The 26,972-nt window shown below is 69.7% G+C and carries 27 protein-coding genes; 4 read left to right on the top strand and 23 right to left on the bottom strand.

All coding sequences use genetic code 11. The annotated features are described in order from the left end of the window. The first annotated feature begins 103 nt into the window (after positions 1-103). The 4 genes from SACGLDRAFT_RS07790 to SACGLDRAFT_RS21525 all read left to right on the top strand — a co-directional run bounded on the left by SACGLDRAFT_RS07790 (position 104) and on the right by SACGLDRAFT_RS21525 (position 4,751). A complete protein-coding gene (locus SACGLDRAFT_RS07790) occupies positions 104-1,615 on the top strand; it encodes a sodium-dependent transporter (RefSeq protein ID WP_005463345.1) in 1,512 nt (503 codons plus the stop codon). Continuing rightward, positions 1,615-1,731, top strand: coding sequence for a methionine/alanine import family NSS transporter small subunit (locus SACGLDRAFT_RS21835; protein WP_005463343.1), 117 nt, complete (start codon positions 1,615-1,617; stop codon positions 1,729-1,731). Before SACGLDRAFT_RS07790 ends, SACGLDRAFT_RS21835 begins: the two co-directional genes overlap by 1 nt. 243 nt (positions 1,732-1,974) lie before the next feature. Then, the gene (locus SACGLDRAFT_RS07785) at positions 1,975-3,399 is read left to right on the top strand and encodes a phytoene desaturase family protein (RefSeq protein ID WP_005463341.1); all 1,425 of its coding nucleotides are present in this window, start codon (positions 1,975-1,977) and stop codon (positions 3,397-3,399) included. 662 nt (positions 3,400-4,061) lie between these two features. Then, complete coding sequence (locus SACGLDRAFT_RS21525) at positions 4,062-4,751, top strand: response regulator transcription factor (RefSeq protein ID WP_005463339.1); 690 nt, start codon at positions 4,062-4,064, stop codon at positions 4,749-4,751. 20 nt (positions 4,752-4,771) lie between these two features. On the opposite strand, the gene SACGLDRAFT_RS07775 is transcribed toward SACGLDRAFT_RS21525, so the two are convergent. The 23 genes from SACGLDRAFT_RS07775 to SACGLDRAFT_RS07670 all read right to left on the bottom strand — a co-directional run bounded on the left by SACGLDRAFT_RS07775 (position 4,772) and on the right by SACGLDRAFT_RS07670 (position 26,901). After that, positions 4,772-5,530, bottom strand: coding sequence for an ABC transporter permease (locus SACGLDRAFT_RS07775; RefSeq protein ID WP_005463337.1), 759 nt, complete (start codon positions 5,528-5,530; stop codon positions 4,772-4,774). Then, positions 5,527-6,489: an ABC transporter ATP-binding protein gene (locus SACGLDRAFT_RS07770; RefSeq protein WP_005463335.1), complete on the bottom strand. Its 963-nt coding sequence runs from the start codon at positions 6,487-6,489 to the stop codon at positions 5,527-5,529. The genes SACGLDRAFT_RS07775 and SACGLDRAFT_RS07770 overlap by 4 nt, the downstream gene beginning before the upstream one ends. A gap of 104 nt (positions 6,490-6,593) precedes the next feature. Continuing rightward, positions 6,594-7,865: an activator-dependent family glycosyltransferase gene (locus tag SACGLDRAFT_RS07765; RefSeq protein ID WP_005463332.1), complete on the bottom strand. Its 1,272-nt coding sequence runs from the start codon at positions 7,863-7,865 to the stop codon at positions 6,594-6,596. Next, positions 7,862-8,914, bottom strand: a complete 1,053-nt coding sequence (locus tag SACGLDRAFT_RS07760; protein ID WP_005463330.1) for a cytochrome P450 family protein — start codon at positions 8,912-8,914, stop codon at positions 7,862-7,864. Before SACGLDRAFT_RS07760 ends, SACGLDRAFT_RS07765 begins: the two co-directional genes overlap by 4 nt. Continuing rightward, the gene (locus SACGLDRAFT_RS07755) at positions 8,893-10,164 is read right to left on the bottom strand and encodes a glycosyltransferase (protein ID WP_005463328.1); all 1,272 of its coding nucleotides are present in this window, start codon (positions 10,162-10,164) and stop codon (positions 8,893-8,895) included. The genes SACGLDRAFT_RS07760 and SACGLDRAFT_RS07755 overlap by 22 nt, the downstream gene beginning before the upstream one ends. Positions 10,165-10,173: 9 nt before the next feature. Continuing rightward, positions 10,174-10,914 carry a class I SAM-dependent methyltransferase gene (locus SACGLDRAFT_RS07750; protein ID WP_005463326.1) on the bottom strand — a complete coding sequence of 247 codons (741 nt, stop codon included), beginning with the start codon at positions 10,912-10,914 and terminating at the stop codon, positions 10,174-10,176. Next, positions 10,899-11,486: a hypothetical protein gene (locus tag SACGLDRAFT_RS07745; RefSeq protein ID WP_005463324.1), complete on the bottom strand. Its 588-nt coding sequence runs from the start codon at positions 11,484-11,486 to the stop codon at positions 10,899-10,901. The genes SACGLDRAFT_RS07750 and SACGLDRAFT_RS07745 overlap by 16 nt, the downstream gene beginning before the upstream one ends. Before the next feature lie 8 nt (positions 11,487-11,494). Beyond that, entirely contained in the window at positions 11,495-12,472 is a 978-nt protein-coding gene (locus tag SACGLDRAFT_RS21520) for an alpha/beta fold hydrolase (protein ID WP_005463322.1), read from the bottom strand. Continuing rightward, positions 12,469-13,503, bottom strand: a complete 1,035-nt coding sequence (locus tag SACGLDRAFT_RS21515) for a hypothetical protein (protein ID WP_232284098.1) — start codon at positions 13,501-13,503, stop codon at positions 12,469-12,471. The genes SACGLDRAFT_RS21520 and SACGLDRAFT_RS21515 overlap by 4 nt, the downstream gene beginning before the upstream one ends. Before the next feature lie 164 nt (positions 13,504-13,667). After that, entirely contained in the window at positions 13,668-13,928 is a 261-nt protein-coding gene (locus SACGLDRAFT_RS07735) for a hypothetical protein (protein ID WP_005463318.1), read from the bottom strand. Positions 13,929-14,085: 157 nt separating this feature from the next. After that, entirely contained in the window at positions 14,086-14,268 is a 183-nt protein-coding gene (locus SACGLDRAFT_RS07730) for a hypothetical protein (protein ID WP_005463316.1), read from the bottom strand. Between the two features lie 304 nt (positions 14,269-14,572). Continuing rightward, on the bottom strand, positions 14,573-15,748 hold the full coding sequence (locus SACGLDRAFT_RS07725; RefSeq protein ID WP_005463314.1) for an NAD(P)/FAD-dependent oxidoreductase: 1,176 nt from the start codon (positions 15,746-15,748) through the stop codon (positions 14,573-14,575). After that, a complete protein-coding gene (locus SACGLDRAFT_RS07720) occupies positions 15,745-16,350 on the bottom strand; it encodes a DUF5819 family protein (RefSeq protein ID WP_005463312.1) in 606 nt (201 codons plus the stop codon). Before SACGLDRAFT_RS07720 ends, SACGLDRAFT_RS07725 begins: the two co-directional genes overlap by 4 nt. Further along, the gene (locus SACGLDRAFT_RS07715; RefSeq protein WP_005463309.1) at positions 16,340-17,305 is read right to left on the bottom strand and encodes an alpha/beta fold hydrolase; all 966 of its coding nucleotides are present in this window, start codon (positions 17,303-17,305) and stop codon (positions 16,340-16,342) included. Before SACGLDRAFT_RS07715 ends, SACGLDRAFT_RS07720 begins: the two co-directional genes overlap by 11 nt. Before the next feature lie 3 nt (positions 17,306-17,308). Further along, positions 17,309-19,132 carry an ABC transporter ATP-binding protein gene (locus tag SACGLDRAFT_RS07710; RefSeq protein WP_005463307.1) on the bottom strand — a complete coding sequence of 608 codons (1,824 nt, stop codon included), beginning with the start codon at positions 19,130-19,132 and terminating at the stop codon, positions 17,309-17,311. Beyond that, positions 19,133-20,002 (bottom strand): hypothetical protein, encoded by an 870-nt coding sequence (locus SACGLDRAFT_RS07705; RefSeq protein ID WP_005463305.1) that lies wholly within the window; start codon positions 20,000-20,002, stop codon positions 19,133-19,135. An 84-nt stretch (positions 20,003-20,086) separates the two neighbouring features. Beyond that, entirely contained in the window at positions 20,087-20,338 is a 252-nt protein-coding gene (locus tag SACGLDRAFT_RS07700; RefSeq protein ID WP_157608781.1) for a hypothetical protein, read from the bottom strand. A 140-nt stretch (positions 20,339-20,478) separates the two neighbouring features. Further along, a complete protein-coding gene (locus SACGLDRAFT_RS07695; protein WP_005463301.1) occupies positions 20,479-21,579 on the bottom strand; it encodes an acyl-CoA dehydrogenase family protein in 1,101 nt (366 codons plus the stop codon). Positions 21,580-21,596: 17 nt separating this feature from the next. Beyond that, entirely contained in the window at positions 21,597-23,102 is a 1,506-nt protein-coding gene (locus SACGLDRAFT_RS22485; RefSeq protein WP_005463298.1) for an acyl-CoA dehydrogenase family protein, read from the bottom strand. A 90-nt stretch (positions 23,103-23,192) separates the two neighbouring features. Beyond that, positions 23,193-24,497 (bottom strand): M16 family metallopeptidase, encoded by a 1,305-nt coding sequence (locus SACGLDRAFT_RS07685; RefSeq protein ID WP_005463296.1) that lies wholly within the window; start codon positions 24,495-24,497, stop codon positions 23,193-23,195. Further along, positions 24,494-25,810 carry a M16 family metallopeptidase gene (locus SACGLDRAFT_RS07680; RefSeq protein WP_005463294.1) on the bottom strand — a complete coding sequence of 439 codons (1,317 nt, stop codon included), beginning with the start codon at positions 25,808-25,810 and terminating at the stop codon, positions 24,494-24,496. The genes SACGLDRAFT_RS07685 and SACGLDRAFT_RS07680 overlap by 4 nt, the downstream gene beginning before the upstream one ends. Beyond that, positions 25,779-26,228: a hypothetical protein gene (locus tag SACGLDRAFT_RS07675; RefSeq protein WP_157608779.1), complete on the bottom strand. Its 450-nt coding sequence runs from the start codon at positions 26,226-26,228 to the stop codon at positions 25,779-25,781. The genes SACGLDRAFT_RS07680 and SACGLDRAFT_RS07675 overlap by 32 nt, the downstream gene beginning before the upstream one ends. A gap of 199 nt (positions 26,229-26,427) precedes the next feature. After that, the gene (locus SACGLDRAFT_RS07670) at positions 26,428-26,901 is read right to left on the bottom strand and encodes a DUF6292 family protein (RefSeq protein ID WP_005463290.1); all 474 of its coding nucleotides are present in this window, start codon (positions 26,899-26,901) and stop codon (positions 26,428-26,430) included. Between the last annotated feature and the right edge of the window lie 71 nt (positions 26,902-26,972).

Raw genomic sequence — 26,972 nt, 5'->3', positions numbered from 1 at the left:
CGCGCGGCCAGCCGCCCGGCCACCGACGTTTCGGCGCGCCGTGGAAGGGCAGGCTGAGGGACACCATCATCCGCATGAAATAAACGATTCGGACACAATCGCCATGCATGCAGAGCACCGTGAGCAATGGGGCACCCGTGCTGGGTTCCTCATGGCCGCCATCGGCTCCGCCATCGGATTGGGGAACATTTGGCGGTTCCCCTACGTGGCCTACCAGAACGGCGGCGGGGCGTTCCTCATCCCTTATCTCGTCGCACTTCTGACGGCCGGTATCCCGCTTCTGATCCTGGAGTACTCCCTCGGGCACAAGTACCGGAGGACCCCGCCGTCGGCGTTTTTGAGCCTGTCCCGCCCGACCCAGTTCATCGGCTGGTGGCAGGTCATCATCTGCTTCGTCATCGCCGCCTACTACGCCGTCATCGTGGCGTGGGCGATCATGTACACGGGGTATTCGTTCGACAAGGCGTGGGGTGACAACCCCGAGGCGTTCCTCTTCTCGGACTTCCTCCGGGCCCCGGACGCTCCCACGGGGGACCTATCCTTCGTCGGCCACATTCTGGTCCCGCTCCTCGTGGTCTGGCTGATCACACTGGGTGTGCTGGCGGTGGGGGTACGTGGCGGCATCGAGCGCGCCAACAAGATCTTCATCCCCCTGCTCGTGGTGTTGTTCGGCGTCCTCGTCGTCCGGGCCCTGACCCTGCCGGGCGCGACGGACGGTCTCAACGCGTTCTTCGAGCCCGACTGGTCGGCCATCACCGACGGTGGCGTGTGGGTCGCGGCCTACGGACAGATCTTCTTCTCCCTGTCCGTCGGCTTCGGCATCATGATCACGTACTCGTCGTATCTCCAGCGACGCGCCGACCTCAGTGGTTCGGCCATGGTGGCGGGCCTCGCCAACAGCTCGTTCGAGCTGCTGGCGGGTATCGGTGTGTTCGCCACGCTCGGCTTCATGGCCGCGTCCGCCGGAACCCCGATCGACGAGCTGGCGACCGGCGGCATCGGTCTGGCGTTCGTGGCCTTCCCGCAGATCATCTCGAACATGCCCGCCGGAGAGCTGTTCGGCGTCCTGTTCTTCGCCTCGCTGGCCATCGCCGGGCTCACCTCGCTGATCAGCATCGTGCAGGTGATCGTCGGCTCGGTCGCCGACCGCACGGGCCTGAAGCGGGTCCCGGCCGTGCTCATCGTGGGCGGGCTGACCGCGCTCGTGTCGATCCTGCTCTTCCCCACCACCAACGGCGTCCACCTGCTCGACGTGGTGGACCACTTCATCAACCAGTACGGCATCGTCGTCGCCGCGTTCGTCGCGGTGATCGCCGTCGCCTGGGTGCTGCGTCAGCTCGAGCCGCTGGGCGAGCACGCCAACGCCACCTCCGCCATCAAGGTCGGCCCGCTGTGGAGGATCACGCTCGGCGTGGTCACCCCCATCATGCTCGGCTGGATGCTGTGGGACAGCCTGCGGATCGAACTGGTCGAGAACTACAGCGGATACTCGGGCGGGTTCCTGCTCGGGGCGGGCTGGGCGGTGGCGCTGGGTGCGCTCGTGCTCGGTGTCATCCTGTCCCTGATCCCGTGGAAGCGGGGTCGGCAAGTCGCTGAAGAGGAGGTGCAGGCCTGATGTCGACCAGCGCCATCGTGATGCTCATCGTCTCCATCGGACTCGTGTGGGGTGGCCTGGTGCTGGCGATCCTGCGCCTGCGCAAGCACCCGGAGTCCCCGGAGGACGAGGCCTGATCACAGTGCGAACACGATCTTCCCACGGATCGTGACGACAAGACCGGGGCGGGCACTTCCCTTGACGGCGAAGTGCCCGCCCCGCGTCGTACGCGGGCGCGCGTCCCGCCGCCGGTTCCCGCCGGGGTGGCCACCTGACGGACACCGGGTGTGCCGGATCTCCACCATCCTGTGGTGGCACGCCCGAAGGGCCGCCCGTAGCCTTGCCCGCACCGTCGGTGACTCCGATGAAGGTGTACGGACATGAGCAATGCTGTCGTGGTGGGCTCGGGCCCCAACGGCCTCGCCGCCGCGGTGACGCTGGCGCGGGCGGGGCTGTCGGTCACGGTGCTGGAAGCGGAATCGGACATCGGCGGCGGCACCCGCAGCGGAGAGCTCACCATTCCGGGCCTGCTGCACGACCACTGCTCCGCGATCCACCCCACCGGCGTCGGTTCGCCGTTCCTGCGTTCCCTCGACCTCGCCTCCCACGGACTGCACTGGGCGTTCCCCGACGTCGACCTCACCCACCCGCTGGAGGGCGGGGACAGCGCCGTCCTCGTGCGCGCCCTCGACGAGACGGCAGCCGGGCTCGGGCGCGACGGCCGCGCCTGGAAGGCCTTGTTCGGCCCACTGGCCCGGCGTTACGACGTACTCGCCGACGCCATCTTCCGCCCCGTCCTCGGCATCCCCCGCCACCCTGTGGTGCTCGCCCGGTTCGGGCTGGCCGCACTCCCTCCCGCCTCGCTGGTGGCGAGGCTGTGGCGTACCGAGCGGGCGCGGGCGTTGTTCGCGGGGCTGGCCGCACACGCGATAGCCCCGTTGACCCTGCCCACGAGTTCCGCGGTGGGGCTGGTGCAGGGAATCCTGGCCCACCGCCACGGGTGGCCGGTGGCACGGGGAGGCTCGGCGGCGATCGCCCGCGCGCTCGTGTCCGTGCTCCAACGACACGGCGGCACGGTGGAGACCGGTGTCCGTGTCACCTCGCTCGCCGACGTCGGTCCCGCCGACGTGGTGATGCTCGACCTCGCGCCGAAGACGGCGGCCCGGATTCTCGGTGACCGGCTGCCGCCTCGGGTGGCACGGGCCTATCACGCATACCGGCACGGTCCCGCGGCCTTCAAGGTGGACCTCGCCGTGGAGGGCGGCATCCCGTGGGCCGACGAGGCGAGTCGCCGCGCGGGCACGGTGCACGTGGGGGGTACGTTCGCGGAGATCGCGTACGCCGAGCGGGAGGTCAGCCGCGGCCGGCTTCCGGAGCGCCCCTTCGTCCTCGTCGGTCAGCAGTACCTCGCCGATCCGGACCGGTCGGTGGGCGACGTCCACCCCGTCTACGCGTACGCGCACGTGCCCCACGGCTACACCGGCGACGCCACGGAGATCATCCTGGATCAGCTCGACCGGTTCGCCCCCGGCGTACGTGACCGGATCGTGGCCATGTCGGTCACCACGCCCGCGAACTTCGAACGCGACAACGCCAACTACCTGGGTGGCGACATCATCACCGGGGCGAACTCCGCCCGGCAGGTGCTCACCCGGCCGAGGATCACCACCGATCCGTACTCGACCGGTGTCCCCGGGGTGTACCTGTGCTCCGCCGCGACTCCTCCCGGTGCCGGTGTGCACGGCATGTGCGGCTACAACGCCGCTCGCTCGGCGTTACGACGCCTACGGATCCCCCTGCCCTGAACCGGGGTCGGCGGGACTCCCCACGAAGACGTCCGCGGAATCCGGTTCCGCGCCCTCGGGGAATCATCGCCCGCGTCCGTTCGGTCATCCGAAGAGGAGAGCCCCGGCCTCACGGCGATCATCCACGATGGACTCGGCTCGACCGGCACCCGAAAGCGGGGAAAGGCTCGGGAAGGGCCCGGGGCCGCGCAGCGTCTTCGCCATACCCGAACGATCGGGCACGGAGCACGAGGTGGGCATCCACCATCTCATTGACCCTCCCCTCCGCCGCTCCGTCAACCGAATGACGACTACCTAGCGTAACAATCACCAAGGGGCGATCACGACATTTTTAGCTACCCTAAGTAGCAGGCACGTTTTGAAATGTTCGAATCAGTGAATACTCCACAACGGTCAACGCCAAGGAGACCCCGCCTGGTTTCGTCGGAACTCGCGGAGCCGCGCCCCTGTTGTCGCTGTTCAGGGACTTCTTTCTCGCCGAGGAGACCGACCGGACGCAACGGGACATGCCATCCGGCCCCCTACTCAGGGTAGACAACCTCAATGACTCTCATGTGATCTTGACTCGATTAGGTGAAGCACTAACCTTGAAGTCGCTTTTCCCGTATTGAGCAACATGCACCATTGTCGCTCGCTCCGAGTAACCACATTGGGGGATTCGCATGGTCACAGTCGGGTTGGTCGAGGACCCGAGCAAGCTCCGGGCGAGCGAGGGCAGACTGTCCTGGATACACGCGCTGGACCTCAAGCGATTCCACATCGAACTGACCATGACGATGCCCACGCTGGAGGAGGCGCTCCGGGGTACGGGGTCGCTCCGACAGCCGGACGTGTGGATCGCGCGGTCGAACGACATCACCCGATGTTCGCGCTGGCAGCGGTTCTTCGGCGAACCCTCCGGAGACGGGAAGCACTCGGTGAAACCGATCGTCGCCCTCTGCGGAGGAGAGCGGGAGGAGATCGGAGAGGTCCTGCGCCGTGGCGTGGCCGCCGTCGTACAGGTGTGTGACTCCCCCTGGCACCTCGCGGCGGCGATCCACTCGGCCGCCGCGCTCGACCTCTTCGTGTCACCCCCGGCGTTGCGCGAGTACCGAAGGGACGTCATCGACCTCTTCTCCAGTACCGAGGAGACCACACTGGACTCGCTCACGGAGCGCGAGCGCGAGGTCCTGACCTGCCTCGCTCACGGCATGTCCAACCCCATGATCGCCGCACACCTCCACATCACCCGCGCCACGGTGGGTTCGCACGTCCTGCGCATCCTGCGCAAACTCGACGCGTCGAACCGCACCGAGGCCGCGGCCATCGCCCACTCCCTCGGCCTGGTCGGCAACCGTCGGAGCTCGGGCTGAATCACGAGAGCGGTGAACGATCAGCCGACTCTGCGGTCCCAGCGGAACAGCCGTCGGGCCGCCACCGCTCCCACCACGGTCCACGCCAGCAACACCAGCACCGCCGGAGGCGAGGCGGCGAGCTGTTCGGAGAACGAACTGGTGCCGTCGTAGGCGATCCTCATGAGGTCGACCACCGCGCCGCCGGGAGTCCACAGCTGCTCCACCGTCGGCCCCTCGGCGCCGTTGGTGGCTCCCCAGATTCCGGTGACCAACAAGAAGAGGAAGAACGGCAGCCCCGCCATGTCGGCCTGCTGCGTACTCGACACCAACCCGGTCGTGGCGAAACCGAGGGTCGCGGTCATGGCCACGCTGAGCACGACGGCCAACGCCAGCACCGGGACGTTGTGCGGTCTTCCCTGTCCGAGGACCCACACCACCGCCACGGCCAGCACGCACTGCAGCAGGCCCAGCACGATCAGCGGTGAACTGATCCCGACGATGATCACGACGTCGCTCGCCTCACCGCTGCGCAACCGCTTCAGGTAGAGGTCCTCGCGCCTGGCGGTGAGCGCGAGCGTCGTGCTGATGTAGACGGTCATCCCCACGATCAGCAACACCTGCAACGCGACGGGCAGCGCCCAGCCGAGCGCACCGAGGTTGTCCCGCGAGTAGAGCACCATGAACACGGCCATCGCCACGGGGAAGACGAGCGCCGTGGCCGCCACCGTGGAGTTGCGGGTCAGGAGCTTGGTCTCGGCGCGGAACAGCGCGACGAGTTGCCTGCGTGTGAGGTTCATCGGACCTCCTCCCGGTCGAACCGGGCCGACGAGACGGAGCTCGACCGGGCCCGGCTGCGGTCGAGAACGTCGTGGAACACCTGGTCGAGAGAAGCGTGGTGGGCACGGAACCGGCGCAAGGGGAACTGGTGGGCGCTCTGCCACTGCATCACTACCCGCAGGTCGTGCTCCAGATCGGGAGTCCGGATGTGGACCCGCCCCTCGGCAAGCCGTGCCGGGTCGATCTCCCCCACGAGTCCGGGAAGCTCGAACTCGTACGGCCCCGGAGGAAGGTCGAACCCGATGTGGGCGCGTTCGGCGCTGAGCACGTCCGCGAGCGTCCCTTCCACGGCGATCCGACCGTCGTGCATGATCGCCAGCCGATGCGCGAGGTTCTCCGCCTCGTCGAGGTAGTGCGTGGTGAGCACGATGCTGACCCCGTCCGCGAGCAGTTCCCGGACGAACGCCCACACCGTGGCCCGCGACTCGGGGTCCAGCCCGGTCGTCGGCTCGTCGAGGAACAGCAACGCCGGCGAGTTCAACGTCGCCAGCACGAGGTCGAGCCTGCGTCGCTCCCCACCGGAGAGCTGCTTGACACGGACGTCACTGCGATGGGCCAGCTCCAGACGTTCCAGCGCCTGTCGGGGATCGGAGTCGCGGCTGCTCATCGCGCGGCACAGATCCACCGTCTCCCTGACGGTGAGGTCCCCCGCGAAGCCGCTGTCCTGCAACATGATGCCGACGCGGCTGCGAAGCTTCGCGCGATCCCGCATCGGATCGCATCCCAGGACCCGCACCGAACCACCGGACGGGGCGCGGTGTCCTTCGAGGGTCTCCAACGTCGTCGTCTTGCCCGCGCCGTTCGTTCCCAGCAGCGCGAACAGTTCACCTCTGTCCACCCGGAAGCTGATTCCGGCCACGGCTTCGTAGGAGCCGTAGGAGCATCGCAGCTCGTTCACGTCGACCACAGGACCGTACATAAGTCCACAGTAGAGTGGAGTACCGGACCCGAGGTAGGAACAACGGTCAGCGAATCGTGTGTGTTCGTCATCGGCCGGGCATGACACTTGTCATGCCCGGCACCTCACGGGGTACGTACCAGCCGTTCCAGTTCGGCGGCCACCTCGGCCGGTGAGGGCTGGGTCAGCACCTCGTGTCGCAGCTCGGCGGCCCGCTTCCGGAACGACGGCTCGGTGAGGACCCGTTCGAGCTTCCGTCGCACCGAGGCCGGGTCCAGCGCGTTCGCGGGCTCGGTGAGTGCGACCCCGTTCTCCTCCAGCAACGCGGCCTTCCAGGTGGTGTCCCAGATCTCCGGCAGCACCACCTGCGGCACGCCGGAGCGCAACGCCGTGCACTCCGTCCCCGCTCCCCCGTGGTGCACGATCGCCGAGCACGTCGGCAACAGCGCGTGCAGCGGAACCCGGTCCACCAGCCGCACGGAGTCCGGCAGGGGCCCGAACTCGGCCCGCTGATCGGCCTTCACCGTGACGATCAACTCCACGTCGAGCGAGGCCAGTGCCTCCACCAGCTCGGGTAGCTCGATGCTGCTGAACCCGTTGCCGGAACGAGCGGACATCCCGATGGTCACGCAGACCCTGGGCCGCTCCGGCTTCTCCCGTACCCACTCGGGCACCACCGAGGGCCCGTTGTAGGGCACGTAGCTCATCGGCAGACTGAGTTGCTTGGTGGGCAGCCGCAGGCTCGGCGGCTGTTGATCGACGACCCACTGGCCTTCCACCACGGTTTCGTCGAACTCCTGCCCGAACCTCCGCAGCGTCCACGTGAGCCACTCGCGCATGGGGTCGTCGCGCAGTTCCTCGGGCAGCTTTTCCCAGGCGTCGAGGAAGTACCGTCGGGTGGCGCCGAGGACGTCGGAGTTCCACAGCAGCCGCCCGTGGACCGCGCCGGTGACCTTCGCCGCCACCGCGCCCGCCCACGTCAGCGGTTCCCAGCACACGAGGTCGGGTTTCCAGTCGGTGGCGAACTCCACCAGGTCATCCACCATGGAGTCGTTGTTCACGGTGCCGAACAGGGTGGGCACCAGCATGATGTAGAAGCCGAGCAGGGCCTCCGGGTCGGGGTCGTCGAGCAGGTCGCGGAAGTCGATCCGCGGCGCGTCGCGTGCCGGTTCGACGGACGCGATCTTGAACAACAGCTCCTCCCAGCCGTGGTCGTCGCCCACGGGCACGAACGTCAGGCCGCTGCGCGTGACGTCGTCGGCGAGCGCGGGCTGGGACGCCACCCTCACCTCGTGTCCGGCGCAGCGCAGTGCCCAGGCCAACGGCACCATCGAGTAGTAGTGCGTGGTGTGGGCGATCGAGGTGAACAACACCCGCATCGGTTCGTTCGCGCTCATCGCGCGGTCACCTCCCAGCGGACGAGCCGCCGGGTCACCGGACTCCGGGGCCGACGGATCGGTTCGGACAGCGAACGGAGAGCGAAGCGGTGCCCGCTCAAGGCGTCGAGTGCGGCCTCGACGGTAACGTCGAGCAGGACCGCCAGGGCTCGGCTCCACGGGTCGGCGGCGCTGACCGCGGCGTGCACGGCCGGATCGTCGACCACCACCGCGACCTGGTCGTTCTCGGCGATCCGATGCTCGCCCAGGGGCATGTCGTGGTGGGCCACCCGGTGCAGCAGCCGCAACGGCGGACGCCGCCGGAGGCTCTTCGCGTCCGGGCCCGCCGTCAGGCGTTCGCCGATCGCGGCGGCCACCGCGGTCGGCGCAGTCGCCGCGTAGAGGATCGCCAGCGGCAGCGGTGGGTGGTCGACCCGCCAGGCAGCGTGTGCCGCTCTCACCGCAGTGGTCGTCGCGAGCACGTCGTCCAGGCGCTGCGGGGTCACGAGCGCGTCGGGCACGCGGGCGAGGTCCGGGAAGTGTCGCTCCACCACGTCGGCGGCCTCTCGGGCCAGCTCGGCGAGCACGGCCCGCGACAACGGCACGGCGTAGTCGGCGAGCACGTCGAACACCTCCCGCCCCTCCAGTGCTCGCGCCACGCGCGGGGCGTGCTCGGCGAGCGCGGCCTCCCACCGTGGCCGGGCCTCCGGAGTGGCGGCGAGCGCGGCCTCGACGGCGTCCCGGTCGGCCTCCCCCGGCCGCAGTCCCGCCTCGGCGAGCGGAAGCACCTGGATGCGGGCCTTGCGGCCGTCGGTTCGCAGGTGCCCGAAGGAGCGGTCGGTGAGCACGGTGGCCGCCAGGGCCGGATCGGTGACCACCCACGTTCCCACCGCGCTGCGCGTCACCGGGGCCGGAAAGGACATAGCCGGCTCGGGGGACCGGGGATCGACGTGGCCGCGAAGCAGGTCGGCGTACGGGTCGCCCACCACGGCCAGTTCCCAGAACACTCCCCGGATGGCGTGCAGGCGTCTGCCGAGTTCGGACTCGCTCAGTGTGGTCGTCGCGCCCATTCCTCCACCCCGATCCATCGCTCCAACACCGCACACGCCTTGTCCACGGCGGACTCCGCACGCACCGCGGCACCGACTCGGGCCGCGTGCCGACGCAGTTCGGGGTCCCGCAACGCCCTGGTGAGGGCCCGCCGCAGGAGCACCGGATCGAGTTGAGCTCCCGGTACCGCTTCGGGCGCCACGCCGATCGCCCTCATGCGTTCGGCCCAGAACGGGTGGTCCACGAAGATGGGGGCGACCACCTGTGGCGCCCCGGCCCGCAACGCCGCCGCACCGGTGCCGAAGCCACCGTGGTGCACCACTACCGCGGCGCGGGGGAACAACCACGTGTAGTCCACGTCGTGCAGTCGCACCACTCCGTCGGGCACCTCGGCGCCCTCCGGTCCGTCGATCACGATCACCCGGTGGCCCAACGCCTCCGCGGCCGACACGACAGTTCGGAGAGCGTGGTCGGGGTAGGCGGGCCACAGCGAGCCGAAGGAGACCACCACGGGCGCGGGGTCCCGGTCCACCGCGGTCACCGCCTCGGGGGTCGGGGTCCAGTCCCGGTCCCAGAACCAGTAACCGTCCAGGTGGACGTTGTCCGGCCAGTCGTCCGGCCTGGGCAGCACCCGCGGACTCTGGAGGCAGAAATTCGGCCGTCCGCGTTCCAGCTCGGCGAACGGCACCCGCGCCCCCAGCGGGGGACGCCCGAGTTTCGCCCGGTAGGCGTTGACGATCGGGCGGCAGAGCCGCCATTCGAGATATCGGGACACGTGGTGACTCAGGCGGTTGTATCCCCCGCCCAGTGGCAGCCTCGGCACGCTCATCGCGGGAAACGCCGACGTGGGCAAGGTGGGATACCACGAGACGAAGGCCCAGGGCAGGTCCGGTTGCCGGCCCAGGAAGGCGTTGCGGACGAACGGCGAGGTGACCAACAGGTCGGCTTTGTCGGTCGCTCGCCGCACGTACTCGGCGATCACCGCGGTGGCCTCGCCCGCGGTGGCCGCGTCCTGGCGAGGCATTCGACGTACCAACTGCCAGGGAGACCGGCTCGACCGCAGTGACGCGATCAGCTTCGGTGAACCGAAGTAGTGCGCCGGGCTGCCCGGCATCGGCGCGTACTCCAGCCCCGCCTCCGCGGTCAGGGCCCGGAAGTCGGCGTGGGTGGCCAGCCGTACCTCGTGTCCGCGGTCCCGCAGCGCCGAGCCCAGCGCGAGGAACGGTTGAACGTCACCGCGCGACCCGATGGCGACGAGGGCGACACGCATCCGTTCTCCTCAGGTACGCCGTCGGTACACCGTCACGTGGCTGCGCGCACCGTGGGTGAACTCCCCGCCGCGCCAGTCCCCGTACCGCGCCTCGTGGCCGAGCCCCGCGAGCCGCGCCATCAGGTCCAGCTCGCGAGGGAACGCGTAGCGGCTCAGCTCGGTGTAGTTGGTCACCTTCCCGCCGCCCACGACGGAATGGACCTGGACGAGCAGCTGCCGCAGGGGGTCCACATCGGTGTGGTCGATCATGATTTGGTCGTGGGACAGGTGCCGCACCTGCACGAACGGCCGGCCGTAGCGGTGCAGCCCGGTCGGTTCGTACACCTCGACCACCACGTGGCCACCGGGGACGACGTGTTCGGCGGCTCGGCGCAGCACCTCGATCTGCCGTTCGGCGTCGGGCACCATGAACAGGGTGTTGCACACCAGGTAGCAGAGGTCGAACGTCCCGTCGCCCTTGCACTCGGCGATGTCGGCGCACTCGGTGGTGATCGTGCCGCCGGGGTCGTTGGCCCGGAGTTTGTCCAACATGGACGGTGAGGCGTCCACCGCGTGCACCGTCAGCCCGCGCTCCGCCAGTGGGACTGCGAGTCGTCCGGTGCCCGCACCGAACTCCACCACCTTCGCCCCCGGCTTCACCAGTGAGGCCAGGAACTCGACGGCACCCGCGGTGTCCTCGCCCGGATACATCCGGTCGTACACCTCGTGCAGTGCCTCGCCGTACGCCTCCGGCCTCACGCGGTAGCCCACGCCGGCTCCCGTCTCGCCTCGTCCGGGTGGGCGGCCAGCGAGTGGAACTCCGAAAGGAACAGCATCGTGGGTTCCACGGACTCGTCGTGTCCCGCCGACTGCGCGATGAGGAACTGCACGGCGACGGCGTCGGGGTGGTGCTCGACCTGGTAGCTGACGAAGTTCAACATCGCGAGATACGGCACCGTGAGCTGGATGCGCTCGGCCTCCTGGATCTGCTCGCGGGACTGGAGCAGCTCCGAGGCGACGTCGAACAACGCCTTCTCCATCCGGCGATCGGGATGCCACAGCATCTGCCGCAGGGTGCGGTCCTTGGTGATCTCCTGCTCCCGCCACGGCGTCAGCTCGCCGTTGCGCAGCCGGTCCCGGTAGAGCACGTTGAAGTCGTGTCTGGCGGGAGTGGGGGCGAAAAACCGCCAGTTGGGGATCGCCATCGCCGTGGGGTCGATCCGCTTCGCGAGCGGATGGGGACGGCCGGTCTGCTGCGTGACGGAGAGTCCGAACCACAACGACAACGTGCCGTACAGGGCCCATCGCCCGAGAGTCGACCACCGGAACCGAGCAACTCTCATCGCCACTCCTATCCCTTCCGTCCGCTGAACTGCCGCGCGGTGGCGTGATGGCGTCGCACCACCCAGTCCACGGCGCGGGTGATGCGGGCGGCCGGTTCGGGCCGCATGACCAGCGCGTCGTGTTGCGCGCCGACGACCACGTCGTGGTGGCCGACGGTGGTGAGCTGAGCCAGCTCCTCCTGCATCCGAGCGTGCGCGCCGTCCATGGAGGACTGCGCTCCCGCCGTCACGACCGCGACGGGGAGTTCGGGGCCGAGCGTCGTGGCCCGTGTCTCGTCGTTCCAGCGGGTGTACCAGTCGGCGAACTCACGTCCGGCCGCCTTCCAGGGCTCGGGCCTGCGCATGACGCGCATGCTGGGATCGACCAGCTCCTCGGGCAGATCGGAAAGCGCGCCGAAGCCGTCGTCGGGGCGGGGCAGTCCCAGCCGCGACCGCCAGTACGTGGTCCAGATGCTCTGCTGCACCAGCGGCATGCCCTCGCGCTGCAGCGCCGAGCGTTCGAGCTGGTCCGGGTGCGAGGAGTCCACGAGCACCAGTCCGGCCACGTCGCCGGGGTACCGGTCGGCGAAGACCCTGACCAGCAGGCCGCCCACCGAGTGCCCGACGAGGACGTACGGGCCGGGCAGGCCACGAGCCACCAGCAGGTCGTGCAGCAGCTCCGCGTGCTCGGCCGCCGTCCGTGGCGGGTTGTGGGCACTGCTCCACCCGTTGCCGGGCCGGTCGTAGGCGAGGTACGGCAGGTGACCGTCGAGTTCGCGTATCACCCACGCCCACTCGGTGCAGGGGCACGACAACGCGCTTTCGAACACGACGGTCGGCCCGGCTCCCTCGGCCGACGAGAGGTGATGCAGGGACTCGCCGCGCACCGTGGTCACGTCCCCCGGCGGTTCCGGCCAGTCCGGGACGCTGCGCAGGCGGTGTGCCACCCCGGCTGCCACCGCGATGCCCGCCGCCACCGCCGAAGCGAACACCAACCTCGGTTTCATGCCGTCGCTCCTTCCGGCAGAGCCCGCCGCTGTTCCCCGTTCCCGCCGAGGTGCCGGGAGAAGTGCGCCACCGCCGGGTACGTCGCGACGAAGGACCAGAAGAACCGGTTAAGGCCCATGAAGCGCGCGTTACCCAGGTGGAAGCCCATCCCCGCGAGCAGGATCATGCGGGCCACCGGCCGGGGCGCCACGAGCACCAGCGGGAAGAGCGCCTCGGCCACCATGACGCCCCAGGCCAGTGCCTGCGCCATGAGCTTGCGGTCCTTGACCAGGTTGTAGAAGAACCGGTCGCCGTAGGTGCGGGTGCGGAACACTCCGCTGATCGCGTCGCCGCTGCGCCAGACCGGGGAGGTCATTTTCACGACCCCGGAGGTGAAGTACGCCAGGCAGCTTTGGGCCGCGATGAAGGCCAGGGCCGCCTCGCGGGCCTTGCGGTCGTTCGGGTAGAGCTTCTCCAACAACGAGACGGCGAAGTTGATAAACGAGAGGTGGTCGGAGCCGTCCAGGCCGTAGTTGCTCCGCAGGTTCAGTCCCGCGCCCGTGGCCGTCATCCCCGCCAGGGCGACGGCTCGCCCCTTCCGGCCGACACGGGGCGCCAGCAGCGCGAGGCCGCTCGCCGCACGCGCACCAACCATGCCGAGCACCTGCGGGTAGCGCAGCACCTTGTCCAGGTACTTGCCGGGGCGCCGGTTGAGCGACAGCACCCTGGTCCGGGAGACCGGCCAGCCCAGCAGGCTCCTGTCGTCCAATGTCTTGCGCCTGGCCAGAAGTTCCAGCGCGCCGATCGTCGCGCCGGTCGCCGTCAGCCGTTCGACCTTCCGGAAAACCGCGTCGAGGTCGTCCTTCGGGCCGCGCTTCCGCCGTGGTGCACTCGAACGCAACCGCATCTTTCCTCCGACATGCCAGCGGTGGCCGGTCCGCAAGCGGCCGCCGCGACGAGCCGTGGACCACCGCCGGGACAACGTACGTCCGGCGTTCGCGCCCGCGCTTCCCTCAACCGACGGCATTCCCGCGGAGTGCCGATCCGTCATGTTGCTGATCGTTCGGGAGGAGTTCGGGAGCGGTGAGACCGATGTGGACATGAAAGAGCGCGGCGGCGCATCGGGTCGCCGCCGCGCGGGGTGCACGACAATGACCGGAACCCACCGGGGACCGGGTGGATTCCGGGGTCATGCGGATTTCGACGTGCCGGTGGTCAGCCGCGCAGGCCGTTGGCACGCATGGACAGCAGTTCGGCGCCGGACTTGCCCGTGGGAACGGCCCCGTCGTGCTTGGCGGCGCTCTCGTGCCCCACCAGGTCCAGCACCATGTTGCCCGCCACGAAGAACACCCCCGTGGCCGTGACCAGCGCGGGCGTGCCCAGAACCGGAGCGGCACCGTTGGCGCGCTCCAACGGACGCAACACGCCGCCCTGCTCCGGAAGAGCGGCCTGAGCCGCCTTCTCGATGTTGTTCATCTTCACACCTCCACTATCCGTCGGTGGTATTCCGACAAAAATCGAGCGTAATGTCGTGCGCCGCGATCACATCCACCATGTCAAGGATTTTCCTGACAGCGGTTCCACTGTTTTCAGGTGTCGCGTGTCACCGCATCGGGAGGTCAGGCTTCGAACATCAGCTTTGTTTCGAACGGCGCTCCATCAGATATCCCGCGAAACCACCGATACCCATTCCGACAACCATCCCCGCGAGCACCTGTTCAAATAACATTCCGGCGGCGAAACCGAGCAGGGCTCCGGTACTCGTGAGGTACTCGGTGGTGTACTTCCGCTTCTTCGTCTCGTTGTCCGAGCTCACACGACTCTCCTGTTCGAGCGAACGACCGAATTCCTCCCGAAGAACACGCCCGGAACAGGAACGCGCGAAACGCGCATTTCGTGGCGAGCACGTGTGCGGGCGAATCGATTCCTCGGGTCAGTCACGCGACCCCTTCGCGGGCGACGACGGTTCGACGTCGGCCCCACCCCACGAACACGGCCTCGTCGCCCTCGACCGCGTTCTCGTGTCCCAATTGTTCATCTTCGCACCTTTCGTAGTCGACCGGCGATGTGCCGGACCGGGATTCGGACGCGACGGCGGAGATTTCTCCTCCTTCGTCACCTCAATGGTTTCGAGCGGCCCAGGGCAGCGTTTCCACTCCCGCGACGAGCGGCCCCTCCGGGCATTCGCAGTCGAACAGCGGTCCCCGGCCCTCCAGTGCGGCGCGAGTTCGGGACAACGCCGGTCCGACCTCACGGGAACCGAGCAATTCGGTGATCCCTCGCGCCAGTTCCAGTTCGGAGCATCCGCGCCGGGCGGCGTCGAGGCAGAAAACGGCGAACCGGTGCGTGACGGCGAGAGTGTCGGCGTAGGCGGATTCGTATCCGGACACGGTCCGCGCCGGATCGGCGATCCCGGCGAGGACCGCGTGGAGCGCGTCGGAGGCGGCGTGGGCGGCCAACACCGACACGGCGGCCGGGGAGAGGAACAGCGGATCGGCCGTACCGGCCGCGTCTCCCACCGCCAGCCAGCCCGGCCCGGCGAGCCGCTCCGCGGTTCGGGGCGTCCACACCTCGGCCTGCGGGTCGGGTTCCTCGTCGGTCGGCCACATCCGACCGGTCTCGACGTGGTCCCGGCAGGGGACGACCCACCGCCACGTGCGGGTCTCCGGGCTGAACTCGGTGTGGAAGACCCCCGGCTCCGCGCTGCTCTCCTCCGGCCGGGCCCGGTCGCGCCGGACGAGGAATCGCAACGTGGGATCGGAGCGGAGCGCTCCGAAATGTCCCGCCACCACGCGTTCCGCGCTCGCGTCAACGGTGAAGCGTGCCGTGATGGGGCGTGGCCGTCCGTTCGACGCCCGCACGGCCACGCCCGTGACGACACCGTCGACGACGAGGGGCTCCAGGACGGGCGCCGACTCGACGATCGCTCCCCGTTCCCGCGCTCGCTCGCGTAGCAGCGCGGCGAACTCCGCGGTGTCCACGTGGTACCCGTGGTCGTACGGTTCGGGTCCCCGGACGGGACTGCGCCACGGTTCCGCGCCGTTGCCCCAGTCCAGGACGGCGTGTTCGGAGCGCGCGGCCCCGACCTCCGTGAGCCGGTCACGCAGTCCCAGCTCCTCCAGCAACGGATGGATTCCCGCGGGCAGGGCCTCCGACACGGGACGCCGTTCGCCCGGAGCGTCACCCACCACGTGCACGCGGTAGCCGCGCGCCGCCAGCACGGCGGCCGCCGTCGCTCCCGCCGGTCCGGCGCCGACGACCACCACGTCGGCATCGGGTTCGAGCGGCTTCGTCACGGCACCCGTCCGGTGTCGGACACCGAGGCGGAGGCGTTCGTCCGGCCGAGCTCCGCGTGTTTCGGCGAGAGCGCGTGGAACTCCGAGAGGAAGACCATCGTCGGCTCGTCCTCCTCGTCGTATCCCCCGGACACGGCGATCAGGAACTGCGTCTGCACGGCGTCGGGGTGATGGCGCCGGGTGGTGACGTGGGCCAACAGCGTCAGGTACGGCACGGACAACTGCACCGTGGGGTCGGCGTTGCCGTTCATCGGCCCGTGCTGTCCGATGAACCGTAGCAGCTCCGCCGCCGTGTCGAACACCGTCTTCTCGGCCCTGCGGTGCGGGTGCCACACCGCGTGGCGCAGGGTGCGTTCCTCGACGGTGCGGATCTCGGTCCACTCGGTCAGCGTTCCGTCGGACAGCTTGTCCCGCATGAGGAGGTGGTGGTCGTGGATGCCCGGATTGGGCGCGAAGAACCGCCAGTCCGCGACCACCAGGTAGAGCCTGTCCCAGAAGCTCTTCTTGTTGTCGTCGCGGTACAGCTTCTGCCCCGCCACGGTGAGTCCGAACCACGTGGCGAAGAACGCGTACAGTGCGGCCCTGGCCTTCTTACCTGCCATCGCCGGCTCCTTCCGAAACAGCGGACACTTCCCCGTCACCGGTCACCGACGCCCTCGCCGGCTCGGCTTCCCCCGTGGTCTCCGCAAGTGCCGTCAGCACCGCCGCGACCGCGTCCGCCACGACTCGCGCCCAGCGTGCGTCGAGCACCAGGTCGAAGTGCCCCGCCTCGCGTACCGGCACGGCGAAGGAACGCCGTGACCAGGCCAGCAGGTCCTGCTGCAGTTTCCGGTGCGCCACGTCGTTGCGCAGCGACTCTCCGGAGATCACGACACCGAGCGGAACGTCGTCGGGGAAAGTACCCACCTCGACCTTCTCGGGGTCGGACTTCTTCCACCAGACGAGCTCCGACACGGCCGCCCGCCAGAGGGCGGCTCGGCAGAGCTGGCCCCTGGCCAGCCGTCCGGCCTCACCGGGCAGCGCGTCGAAGCGCTCGTCGATCCGGTTGCGCGCCAGCCCCAGGCTCGCGCGTAGGGCCGACAACTTGAGTGACTGTTCCAGCCACGCCATTCCCCGCCGCTGGTTGGCGGAGCGCCGCAATTCCCGGGGATGCAACGCGTCCACGAACACCGCTCCGGCCACGCGGTCGGGGTGCGTCCCGGCGAAGTGCCGGACCACGAGGCCGCCGAACGAATGGCCCACCAGCACGATCGGACCCGTCACCTCGACGGCGTCCAGCAGGGCGTGAAGGTCACCGGACAGGCGGGGCACCGTCCGGGGCCGGGGTCCCGGATCGCTCCAGCCGCTGCCCGCTCGCGCGTACGCCAGGGTGGGGACGTCGGCGGGCAGGGCTCGCCGTACCCACTCCCACACCTGCGGTGGGGAGGCCAGGCCGCTTTCGAACACCACGGTGGGTGCCTGTTCGGTCGGGGTTCCCCGCAGGGACGCGTACATCCGCCGACCGTCGTCGAGTCGGACGACAGTACCGAACTCCTCGTCCGGTAGCGCAGTGGACATGGGTCACGAACCTCCTTGTCCCACGGGAAGTGAGCCGCACAGTGAACCGGAGACGGGGTTTCCCGGCTGCGCGGGCACGTCGGGGCCGGACGGGTCTCCGAGCTGGATCGCGGTCAGCCGCCGGTACAAGGGGCTGTCCCGCAGCAGCGCCTCGTGGGTGCCGACCGCTTGTACCCGGCCCGCGTCCAGCACCACGATTCGATCGGCGTCCACCACCGTGGACAGCCGGTGGGCGACGCTGATCACCGTGCATTCCTTGGCGATCTCAGTGATGCTTCGCCGCAGCAGCAGCTCCGATTCGGAGTCCAAATTGGACGTCGCTTCGTCGAGCAGCAGTACCGAGGGCTTCCGTAGCAGGGTGCGGGCGATGGCGAGTCGTTGTCGCTCGCCGCCGGACAACCCGGCCCCACCCTCGCCGAGTTCGGTGTCGAGTCCCTTGGGAAGTCTCCGCACCACGGGTTCGAGTCCGCTGAGCACCAGGACCCGCTGGATCTCGCTGTCGCTCGCCCTCACGTGCCCGTAACGCAGATTCTCCGCGATCGTGCCCCGCAGCGTGGGGCTTTCCTGCTGCACGTAGCCCACGAGCGTGCGCAGCACGGGCAGCGGGATGGTGTCGATGTCCTGGCCACCGAGGGTGATCCGTCCGGCGTCGACGGCGTAGAAGCGCATGAGCAGTTGCAGCAGCGTCGTCTTGCCCGAGCCCGACGGCCCCACGACGGCGGTGAGGCCCCGGCCGGGGGCGACGAAGGAGACGCCGTGCAGCGCCTGCGTGTCGTCGTGGAAGAAGTCGACTCCCTCGTACCGCACCTCGTCGAGCTGGACTCCCGGCACGGTCGCGGTCTCCATCGCCCGGAGAGGTGCCCGCACGGGCACCTCCTGTTCGATGTCGGCGAGCTCGTTGATCCGGCCGACCGCTCCCCGCCCCTGTTGGAGCTGCCCGATCGCCATGAACAACGTCACCAGCGGTGACACGAGGTAGAACAGGTACATGATGAACGCGGTCAGCGAGGCCGCGGACAGCGTTCCGGTGGCGACGCGGCTCATCCCGGTCACGATCACGATGGCGAGCGAGATCTGCAGGCCGATACCCATCGCCGGGGACAGCAGTGCGCTCAGCGCGCTGACCTTGATCCCGGAACGGCGGGCGGCGGACGCGAGCGCGCCGATGCGTTCCCGCTCGAACTCCTCGGCCCCGCAGGCCTTGACCGTGGCGAGCGCGCCGATGGCTCGCTGCAGGTCGGCACTGAAGTCACCCATGATCGTGCGTTGCCGGGCGGCGACCGTCTTCAACCTCCGGGCGAGCAGCAGCGAGACCACGCTCGCGACGGCCAGGCAGCCCAGCGTGATGCCGAGCAGCAGCGGGTCGATGAGGAACATCAGCACGAGCCCGCCGAGCACCATCGTCGCGTCGACGACGATCGAGGCGAGGCTCTGCGACAGCGACACCCTCAGCATCGCGGTGTCGGCGACGATGCGGGAGGTGAGGTCGCCGATGCGGTGCCGGGAGAACGCCCGGTAGTCGGCGCCGAGCACGCGAGCGACGAGGGTGGTCCTGGCTCGGTAGACGATGCTCTCGCCGACGCGGCCCATGGCGTACGCCTGTAGGGAGGTCAACACCGCTTCGGCGGCGAACAACGCCAACACCACGACGATGGGCCAGACGAGTTCCCCGCCGAGTGCCACGGTGTCGATGAGTTTCCCGATGAACACGGGCTGCGCGAGTCCCGCGGCGGCCGCCACCAGCCCGAGCACCACGGCCACGGCGATCTTGCCGACGTGCCGCTTCGTGATGTGGCCGACGAGATCGGCACCGCCCGAGCGCACCACTCAGCTCGCCTTCGCCCTGCGACCGAGCGCGCGGGAGCAGTACATCACCGCCGGGTAGGTGCCGAGGAACGCCCATACGAACCGGTTGAGCCCCATCACCACCGCGTTGCTGGCGTGGAATCCCGCTCCCGTGGCCAGCAGCGCACGAGCCACGGGAGCGGGGGCTACGAGGACCAAGGGGAAGGCCATCTCCCCCACGATCGTTCCCATCCCCACCGCTCGCGCCAGCTTGGGACGGTTACGCAGGAACGAGAACACCTTCCGGTGGCCGAACATCCGGGTGCGGAAGATGTCGCGCACGGCGGTTCCGTCCCGCCACACGGGCGAGACCAGTTTGGCGAGCCCGGCGATGCCGTACGACAGACACGACTGCGCGGCGATGAACCACAGGCAGGCGTGGCGGGCACGGGGGTCGGAGCGGAACCAGCGGCCGAGCGCGATGCTGGTGAGCGAGATGGTGAGCACGGTCTCCGAGCCGTCGGAGCCGTAGGGACTGCGCGCGTGGACGGCGAAGTTCGTCGTGGCGAGGTAGGTGGCCGCTGCGGTCTTGCTCGCGTGGGAGGCACGAGGGTTGAGCAGCGTCGCCGCCGCGAGCACCCGGAGCCCGAACAACGCTTGGATGCCGGGCTTGTCGAACACCGCGCCCAACGCCTTCGCCGAACGGCCCGTCATCCACCGGTAACGGGTACGAGCGGTGTCCCAGCTCAGCAGTTCACCGCGGTCGAAGTCGCGGGACGAGGCGAGGTACTCCAGCGAGGACACCGCCGCGCCCAGCGCGGTCAGCCGCTCGACCTGGTCGAAGGCACGGTCCTGTGAGGAACGGTCGATCGAGGAGCCGAATCGCTTCTCGAGAGAGTCGATGAGGGCCACGGACGCCTTCCCTTGTGCCTGGTACTCGAAGTTCGGAGAAAGTGGGTGTGGTGCCCGAACGAGCACGGCACCACACCCGGTGACTCACCTGATGCTCTCGACCCGCATCCCGAGCAGCTCGTCGGCCGAGCCCGACTCGGGCACCGGGCCGGTGGGCGTGACCTCGGTCGCGTGGTGGTTCTCGATCAGGTCCGTGATCAGACCGAGCGTGAACGCACCCGCCGCGTAGCCGGCGTAGGCCGGGGTGGCCAGCACCGGACCGGCGACCGAACCCACCTGGAGCGGGCGGAGCGTCTCGTCCACATGCGAGTTGGCGAACTTCTCCACAATGCTCATTCGCTTCTCCTCATGACTCGACATGAGCTTGCGCCCCTCACGGTAGAAGTCCGCATCCGTAGTCACGTCCATCAGATCAACGATTTCGGCGAGGCGGTTCTCGGCGAATCTGCCAGCGAATTCGGTTCGCGATACTCCGTTCACAGCATGGCTCCGGACGGGTATCCACCGAATTGCGCACGCGCCAGTTCCCGTTCGGCCTCGGGTCCGAACAGCGGATGCGTCGACAGGGTCTCCGACTCGCGCCAGGCTCGTTCCAACGGATGTCCACTGTAGAGCGCGCTGCCGCCCGCCTTGCTGAACACGAGGCGCACGGCGGCGAGGGCGCACCGCTGGGCGTGCAGCTGGGCCGACGCCAGTCGGACCCGGCCACCCCGTGTCAACGCACCGGCCTGCGGGGACCCGGAGGTCAGCCGCCGTGTCTCGGCGTCCAACAGCTCCCTCGCGGCACGGAAGCTCTGCACGGCATGGGTGAGTTCGCGTTGCAGCACCGGTTGCTCGATCATTCGTTGCACCGCCCCCGCTCGGGAGCGGTGTCGTGCCGTGCGGACGAACTCCCCGACGGCGCGCCGGGCGATACCGAGTGCCACCCCGCTGGCGATGTGTCTGAGGTGCAGGGGGAACGGCAGGATTCGCGATCCCCTCGACGGCGGACCACTCGCGTCGACTATCCGTTCCGGGGCGACGGTGACGCCGTCACAGACCACCTCCGGCGCGGCGAGGTCGTCCAGCAGGCCCGCGACGCCGTGCCCTCGGCGTACCGCCGTCGTCGGCACCAGGGCGAAGACCCGTCGAGGCCCCGAGCGGCACGGCAGCACGAGCCAGTCCGCGGTGGTCGCGCCGACGACTTCCCGCCACCGGCCGGTGAGGACCGCGCCGGACCCGTCGTCGGTGAGCACCCCGGAGTCCTCGTCGGCTCCCGTGACGTGGGAGCCCTCACCGAGCTTCCCCTCCGGCGAGGGGGCCGCCCAGTGCAGCACGGCGGCGGCCTGCGCGGCGACGAACACCCTGCCCAGCGCGCCGTCGCCGTGACCGAGTTCCTCACCGACGCTCAGCAGGGTCTCGGGTGAGACCGGTGGCCGCCACGGGGCACTCAGGTCGAGCAGTCCCGTGTCCCGGAGTGCCTCCTCCGGCCGCGTCCCGCCGTGTACAGCCGCCACCGCTTCGCGGGCCGCCTCCAGTGGATCGGGTCGTTCCTCGGGACGCGCGGACACGTCCGTCGTGGAAATCGCTGTGGTCACAGTCGCCTCCCGCCCGGTCACGGGTCCCCGGCACGTCCGGCGAACCGTGTCGCGTTGCGCAGGTACACGTCGTCACTACAGGCGAAGTGCGCGCCGGCGCCGTAGACGTCGCGCAGCAGCACGCGCAGGGTCCGGGCCGCACCGGCGTCGCCGCCGTGCTCCGCGATCGCCGAGACGCTCTCGACGACGTGCTTGGCCGTGTCCACGGCGTGTCGGAGCACGAGCGCCAACCGCGCGGCCGAGCGCGGCGTGAGCTGGGGCCGGGTGCGCAGTTCGTCCCAGTACGCGTCCACTGTGCTCAGCGCGAGCGCGCGAGCGGCCTCCAGGCGGGTCTCCAACCGGGCCGCCTCCACGACGAGGTCGTCCGGGCACGCCTCCGCGGCCGAGGACAGCAACGCGTCGAGTTCGTCGAGGGCGCGACGTGCCAGGCCGAGCGGCAGGCCGACCATGAGCACGCCCTGGATGTTGTAGGGGCTGAGCCGGTGCAAAGGGTCCGGGGCACGGGACGGGCCGCTGAACAGGGGCGCGACGAAGTCCTCGGGCACCTCCACGTCGGCGAGCACGACGTCGTGGCTACCCGTGCCCGCCAGTCCGGCGACGTGCCAGGTGTCGAGCACGGTGGCTCGTCGCCACGGGACGAACACCAGCCGGGGCACCCGTGTCCCGTCCTCGGCGGGCACCGTCACCCCGGCCATGATCCAGTCGGCGTGCAGGCATCCGCTGTTGAACCGCCACCGCCCGTTGACGCGGTAGCCGCCGTCGCCGGTCGGTTCGGCCGTGCCCAGCACCGCCGTCGATCCCGCCAGGACGAAGGAGCCGTCCGGCCCCACCATGCGCGCGAGCGTGTCGGGCGGCAGCCACGCCGCGTAGGCGTTCTGGTTGCCGATGAAGCCACACCACCCGGTGGCGGAGTCGGCCCGGCTCAGCTCCTCGACGACGGCCACGACGGTGCGGGCGGGCAGGTCCGCGCCGCCGAGCGAACGCGGCAGTCCGATCCGGAAGATCCCGCACTCGCGCAGCGCGGTGACCACCGCGGGGTCGAGCGTGCGGGCGGTCCGGGAGTCGTCGGCGCGGTCGCGGGCGAGCGGAACGAGTGCCTTCGCGCGGTCGAGCGGGTCGTCGGGGGCGAGCGCGGTGTCGATGGCTCGACTGGTCTTCTCGATCGCGGGAGCGCAGGACTCGACCGTGCGCCACACGGCCGCGAGGGGTTCCCCGGCTTCGGGACTCACCGTCCACTTACTGACGGCTTCGTGCCCGACGGCATCGACACGGCAGGTCAGGACACCGCGATCAGCATGGCGCACCTCGACCGTCCGGTCGTTCGGAGCGGGGACGACCTCGATCTCGCTCTCGGTCTCGTCCTTCCGCAGGCGGTATCGCGTTCGGCCGCCCTCGCGGCCCGCGAAGTCCACGGAGATTCCCGTGCCGAACAGCCACGGCCAGCACTGCGACGTCGCCAGCAGGGACCACACCCGTCCGGCGGGCGCGGCCACCGGCACGGTCTTTTCGGCCCACTCGTTCACTGTGCCTCCACGCCGCCTCGCACGACGTGTCGATGCTAGGAACGGTGCGCGAACGGTGTCCTCCACCAGCCGACTGATCCGCGGTCTCCGCTACTCCATCGATCGGTGCACGACCGGATAGAACGCGCTCAGCTTCGCGTACAGCAGGACGGCGTCGCCGAGCACGACCTCGGTCGCCCGTTCCGGGGTGAACAGTCGCCGTGCCACCGATTCCATATCGGACTCACGGACGGCATGCAGCTTTCGTACCCGCCGTTCGACGGCGTCGAGTTCGAGGTCGTGTTCGGCGAGGGTCAGCATCACGTCGGCCACGTGGGCGGCCGATCGCAGACTCAACGCGTGCGCCCCCAGGGTCTTCCCTCGGGCCCGTTCGAGTTCCTCGCCGCGGACGGGATTCTCCGCGAGCCCGCGCAGCTCGTCCCGCACCAGGTCGAGTACTGCCTCGGCGGCCTCTGTGGGCACGTCGGCCGAGACCACCAGCAGGCTCGCTCGTCGCTGGTGGAGCAGCGAGGTCGACGGCGTGTAGGCCCAGCCGTGTCGTTGCCGCAGCGTCTCCACCAGGCGGCAGGAGTACGAGCCGCCCAGCGCGGTGTGGGTCAGTTCGACGGCGGGCAGCTCGGGATGGGCCGGCCCGACGACGTCCAGCCCCCACCGGAGCAACACCCGGTCGGCCGAGTCCCGGTGCACGAGCGTCACCGGGCCGGGGCGTGGTGGCGGAACGGGGACCTCCTCGGGTGCGGGCCGCGCCGACCCGCGCCATTCCGCGAACGTCTCGGCGGCGAGGTCCAGGGTCTGCTCGACCGGGGCGGAGGCGACCACGCACAGCGTGGCGTCGGCGGGGCGCAGCGACTCCCACAACTCGATCACGTCGTGCTCGGTCACCGCGTCCACCACCGTCGGTTCGGGCGGGGGTTGCCCGTAAGGGTGGCCCGCGTACCTGATGGTGCTCAGCGCCTGGTGCACGACGAGTTCGGGACGGCTGCGCGCCAGGCGGAAGCCGTCGGCGATCCGCGCGCGAGCCAGGTGCAGCTCGGGCCGGGAGCGGACCTTTTCCCGCAACGCGCCCGCGAGCAACGTGAACAGCTCGCGGGTGTGGGCGGCGAGCGCGTTGCCGCTGACGACGAGGCTGTCGGCGCCCGCGACGGCGAACAGGTGTCCTCCGATGGCGTCCAACCGGTCGCGCAGCCGGCTTCGGCCCGCGAACAGCATCTCGGCCAGGACGGCGGCGGTCGTCGCGTGGCCCGCGCCGGGCAGTGGTACGTACAACCGCACTTCGGTCAACGGCGCCGGTCGGGAAGCGGCGAACACCCGAAGGCCCGTCGCCGCTCGTCGTCGACCGTGCGCGGGCACGGTGATCGTCTCCGGGGGCCGGGTGGGTGGAATCGTTCGGGTCACGCCGCCCCCGCCGTGGTCACGGTGCGGGACGGTGGTTCGGTGACGACTTCCACCGTGGCGTGGGGTCGCGAGCTCACGGCGCGGGCGGCGGCCCGGACGGCGTCGTCGTCCACCGCGGCAAGTCCGCCGAGGAGTTCCCCGCCGAGGTCCGGTGTGTTCCGTTGGAGCGCGAAGCGCGCCGCCCACACGGCCCGCGCGCTGACGTCGTCGAGGCGACCGGACAGTCTTGCCGTGAGTTTGCCGAGCACGCGAGCACGCTCCCCCGGCGTCGGTCCGGTGTCCGCCACCGCTCGGCACTCCTCCTCGATGGCGGCCACGACTCGCTCGACGGCGACTCCGGGTCGGAAGTGGACGGTGATATGGAAACCGGTGGGGTCGCGCACGCCGAACGGATCGCCCATGAGGTTCACGGCGGCGTCGACGGTCACCGCGACGCCCTCGGTACGCACCAGGCGTCGGGGCAGCGGGGCCCGGCCGTCCCCGGCGAGCAGCTCCGCCAACACCACGTACGGCAGGAAGGCGTCGGGGTCGCCGAGGGGATCGGGTACCCGCCAGCCCATCGCGACGGCGGGAAAGGGGGCGCGCGGGTCGTACCGGGTGTCGTGTCGCGGCCGGTCCGGTACCGGTTCGGTCAGGTCGGGACGCGGCACGGCCGCCCCGGCCGGGATGTCTCCGAAGTGGTCGGACACCAGTTCCCTCACCTGGTCCACGGTGACCGGTCCCGACACCGCCACGGCGGCGTTGCGCGGGGTGTAGTGGTCGTGGAGGAATCGTTCGACGTCGGCCACCGTGAGCGCGCGGAGCACCTCCACGTCGCCGTAGGTGTCGTGGGCGTTGGCGAATCGGTCGAACAACACCGCCTTGAGCGCGTTCCTCGGGAAACCGCCGTAGGGCACGTCACGAACCGTGTCGCGGATCTCGCGATCGACGACCTCGACCTCCCGGTGCAGCGACTGCGGAGTCAGTCGCAGCCCGCGCATTCGGTCCGCCTCGCAGAACAACACCTGTTCGAGCGCGCCGACGGGCACGACCTGGTGATAGACCGTGTCGTCGGCCCTGGTGACCGCGTTGAACACCCCGCCGCCGCGTTCCACGAGCCGGGCGTGTTCCCCCGGCGCGACGTGGGCCGAGCCCCGGAACATCAGGTGTTCGACGAGGTGGGCCAGCCCCGCTTCTCCGGGGCGCTCGGCCCGGCTTCCGGAGCCGTACACCACGGCGACGCCGACGACGGGCACCTCGGGCCGCGGGTCCACCACGACCCGCAGCCCGTTCGGCAGTCGGTCACGAACCGGTGAGACGGACCGGCTGGCCACAGTTGTCGGCGCTCGTCGTGCCCTCACAGAGCCACAGCTGACCGCTTATCGTGGGAAAGTTGACGGAGTTACCCGTCCGGACCGGGACACTCTCCCCGTCGCAGGCCGTGGCGATCTTCTTCTTCGGGAAGACGACGAAGTCGTGGGTCCACTGCTCCCACACGGACGCGCAGCCGTCGGCGGGCCCGGTCAGCTCACCCTCGACGTGGAGGTAGCGTTCGGGAAACGCCCCTTCGACCCAGCGGATGCCGGATGCCCGGGCTCCCACATACTCCGTCGACCACTCGGTGGACGCTGCCCGCATACCGTCCGTTGTGGACTCATCGGCCGCGGAGGCGTACGCGACGGGAGTCAGTGCCGCACCGGCGGCGATCAAGGCCACCACCGCGTGGCGACGGACTCGCGAAATCCGATCCATGGACACCAAGCCTTTCTCGGGCTTTTCGATGGGATCGGTTCCGCACGCTAGCCACGCCACCGCGCCCACGTCACGGGCGCGCACACGATTTCCGCCGTTTCACGGAGAGGCCGCCGACTCGGGCTCCGCCGTTCGATCGATGTCGATTCGGTGATCGCCCCGGCGCCGGTTCCTCCCCCGAGGCCGCCGGGGCATGAGGTCAACTGGCCTTGGCCGGGACCGGGGTCCTCGACACGCCGCGATGCCCGCCGAGCGGCGAACCGGCGAGGTCCGGGACGCGTGCCAACCAGCGCAGCCCCCGGCGCACCTCGGCCACGGGGAACTCGGGCGGTACGGGCTGTCCCGGCGACTCGCCGCGCAACAGGGCGGCGGTGTAGGAGGCCACGACCTCGGGCTTCGGAAGCGGGTCGTCGCCGAGGTAGCTCACCACGATGAGGTCCTCGCCACACCCGGTCTCCAGGGCCCCGGCCCAACCGTGCTCCTCGTCCCACAACAGGGCGACGTCACGGTACGGGAATTCGGGGAGGTGCCCGTCCACCGCGAGGTACAGGCTCAACGGCTCCGACTGCGCGTACGAGGAGTCACCGTTCAACCCCAGCGTTTCCACGACGTTGCGAACGTAGTTCCGCAAACCCCTGACGACAGGATCCGCGGATCCCAGTTCCCATTCCATGGACACTCCGACCAGTCACACGACTTCGCCCGGCGATCCACCGGGCCGTTCGTGAGATACCCGGCCCACCC

The organism is Saccharomonospora glauca K62 (assembly GCF_000243395.2).
GTDB classification, from domain to species: Bacteria; Actinomycetota; Actinomycetes; order Mycobacteriales; family Pseudonocardiaceae; genus Saccharomonospora; species Saccharomonospora glauca.
This window is presented reverse-complemented; position numbering and strand designations above follow the sequence as displayed.